This window comes from Flavobacterium sp. W20_MBD1_R3, from assembly GCF_052119725.1.
Lineage (GTDB): Bacteria > Bacteroidota > Bacteroidia > Flavobacteriales > Flavobacteriaceae > Flavobacterium.
This window is the reverse complement of the sequence record NZ_JBGQOR010000027.1, coordinates 1-2,221: the sequence shown is the minus strand read 5'-3', so window position 1 is coordinate 2,221 and position 2,221 is coordinate 1. Positions and strand designations below refer to the sequence as shown.

The following is a 2,221-nucleotide window of genomic DNA, read 5'->3' as shown; positions in this document are numbered from 1 at the left end:
ATTAGCAACCATCGAATCAAGAGCATAGACAATGAAAACGTGACTTTTGATTATAAGGATTACCGAGTAGCGGGTGTGAAAAAGCAAATGACACTCAGGCATCAAGAATTTATCAGGCGTTTTGCGTTGCATATTTTGCCCAAACGTTTTGTCAAGATCCGGCATTACGGTTTTTTGAGCAGCACTTGGAAGCGACAAAAGCTCAAGCTTTTACAAGAAAAGCTCAAAGTGAAAGTCTTGGAAAAAGCAGAAAAAAAAGTCTTTATGCCTAAATGTCCGTGTTGTAAAACAGGAAATTTACACCGAATAGCAGTCTTTGACCAGCGTGGTCCGCCTGCATGGTATCTTGGCGGTAGCCAAAGTTCAAGTTCCTGTAAAAACTAAATTATGGGTAAGGGTTTTTATGTTCAAAAGTGACCTAAAACACCTTAAAACAGATAGTTAAACCACCTGAAAAAAAAGAGCTCCTCTGGACTCTTGATATTCTCTCAAAAATTTTTACGATAAATGCATAGGTTAACGGACGTACAATCGGTTCCGTTCAACCCGGGTTTCATTGTTCGTGCTACGCACGCAACGAATCCCTAGCTGTTAGGCGCTGTTTTTATTTTTACGATAAGCTTCTTGAATGAAGAATAGCCATCCAAATTCCTTTTCAGTTTCAAAGTCTGCCATTGTTCTTGAAAGCGTATTATAAACTGCTAGAGGATTTGGAACAACAGTGGGTACATTTTCTATTATAGCAGAAAGAATGTTTAATCTTGTAAGTGGTCGATTTTGCTGTAAAAAATCGAAATTAGATTCCTTAATATACTTATCAATTTTCTGTTCGAAAGACAACGGATTGGAAGCTAAATCAAATTCCCCAATCCATTCTGAAATTTTTTTTCTAAAATCTTCTAGAAATTGACTTTGCCTAAGTTCGAGGAGTTGAGCCCACGTTAAATTAGCAAAATCAAAATAATTCACATTTGTTATCGATTTTAATATCCTTTCGGGTACCGATGTTCTTTCGCTATATGTAGCGAAGTATGCATCTCTATGTAGTTCTGTATACAGTGCCGATATTTCAGGTACTTTTCGTGAAATTTGAAATAAAAAGTTTACGTCAGCGGAAAGGGCGGTTACGTAGTAATCCAGGATTTCGAACTCATTTTTTGTTTTATAATTTTCTGGATCAAAATCAAATTTATCCTTTACATAACTTTTAATGAATTTAAAAAAATGCTTGCTATTTGGGCCGTACCACATATTAGATTCTGGTCTTATAGTAAAACTTATTTCTGAAATGAAATCCTGATCCACAAATTCGTTGATGGGTTTAAAATATGTTAATACCTCTTTCCTTGTTTTGGAAGAATCAATAATTAATTTGTTTAGATACCCTTCATCTTTTATTCGTGGAGTAATATATGCCATTTCGTCAAAAAGTATGAAAGATCTTTTAAGAAAATTGCTGCTACTTTCCATATAATAGTCTGCATGGAACTTAAGTGTATAGGGAGTAAAAAGACCAAATTTTTGATTCATGTTAATTTGTGATTTTAAAATTGAGCCTACCGTTCCCGCGCTACAGGCGGTTTGGGACTAAATTAGCGCTATTTTTCGGATTAGCCAAAATTCCCAAATACAAAACCAATTTCAAATTAAGCCAAATGCCCAAATCGCTTGTAGCGTGTGTTATGGTGTGTAGCGACACGTTTGAAAAGCATGAAAGTTGATCCGTTCCAATTTTCCATTCCAATGTCGGTAACTTTTCCATGTTTCGATATCGGTAACTTTTCTGTTTTTTGTTTGTCGTCGCAATTCTGTATTTCCATTAAAACTCACAGAAAAAAAATTTAAAATATTTTCCGTTTTCTGTTTTTCTGTAAAGTGAGTCAGATTTGCTTGCCTTCGTCATTTCGATCTCAGATTCTGGGCGTGATTTCTGTCGGCTCGCTAGCTATTTCATTATTATTTTTTCAGATGCAAAACGTCTGATTGATGTCGTCTGCGTCTTTTCAACCGAGCTATACACCATAACGTTTTGGCTTTGCAACGGTACGAAAAAAGTACAAAATAATATTAACCTAAACACTAATAATAAAAAATCAAGACTATGAATACAGAAAACACCAATACAAGTACTGAGGCAAAACCTATGTTGAACTAAACCTTCGGTAGCACCATTGTAGAATTTGATTATCTTACGAAGATAACTAAAATAGAATAGTATGAC

Annotated in this window: 3 protein-coding genes; 1 reads left to right on the top strand and 2 read right to left on the bottom strand. The window is 35.1% G+C overall.

The window, feature by feature from the left end:
- On the top strand, positions 1-384 hold a 384-nt coding region (locus ACEN2F_RS14615), incomplete at its 5' end, for a transposase (RefSeq protein WP_441740524.1).
- A 207-nt stretch (positions 385-591) separates the two neighbouring features.
- Here ACEN2F_RS14615 and ACEN2F_RS14610 read toward each other — a convergent pair.
- Both ACEN2F_RS14610 and ACEN2F_RS14605 read right to left on the bottom strand, forming a co-directional pair.
- Positions 592-1,530: a hypothetical protein gene (locus ACEN2F_RS14610; protein WP_441740522.1), complete on the bottom strand. Its 939-nt coding sequence runs from the start codon at positions 1,528-1,530 to the stop codon at positions 592-594.
- Positions 1,531-1,680: 150 nt separating this feature from the next.
- Positions 1,681-1,830 carry a hypothetical protein gene (locus ACEN2F_RS14605; RefSeq protein ID WP_441740521.1) on the bottom strand — a complete coding sequence of 50 codons (150 nt, stop codon included), beginning with the start codon at positions 1,828-1,830 and terminating at the stop codon, positions 1,681-1,683.
- Positions 1,831-2,221: the final 391 nt, after the last annotated feature.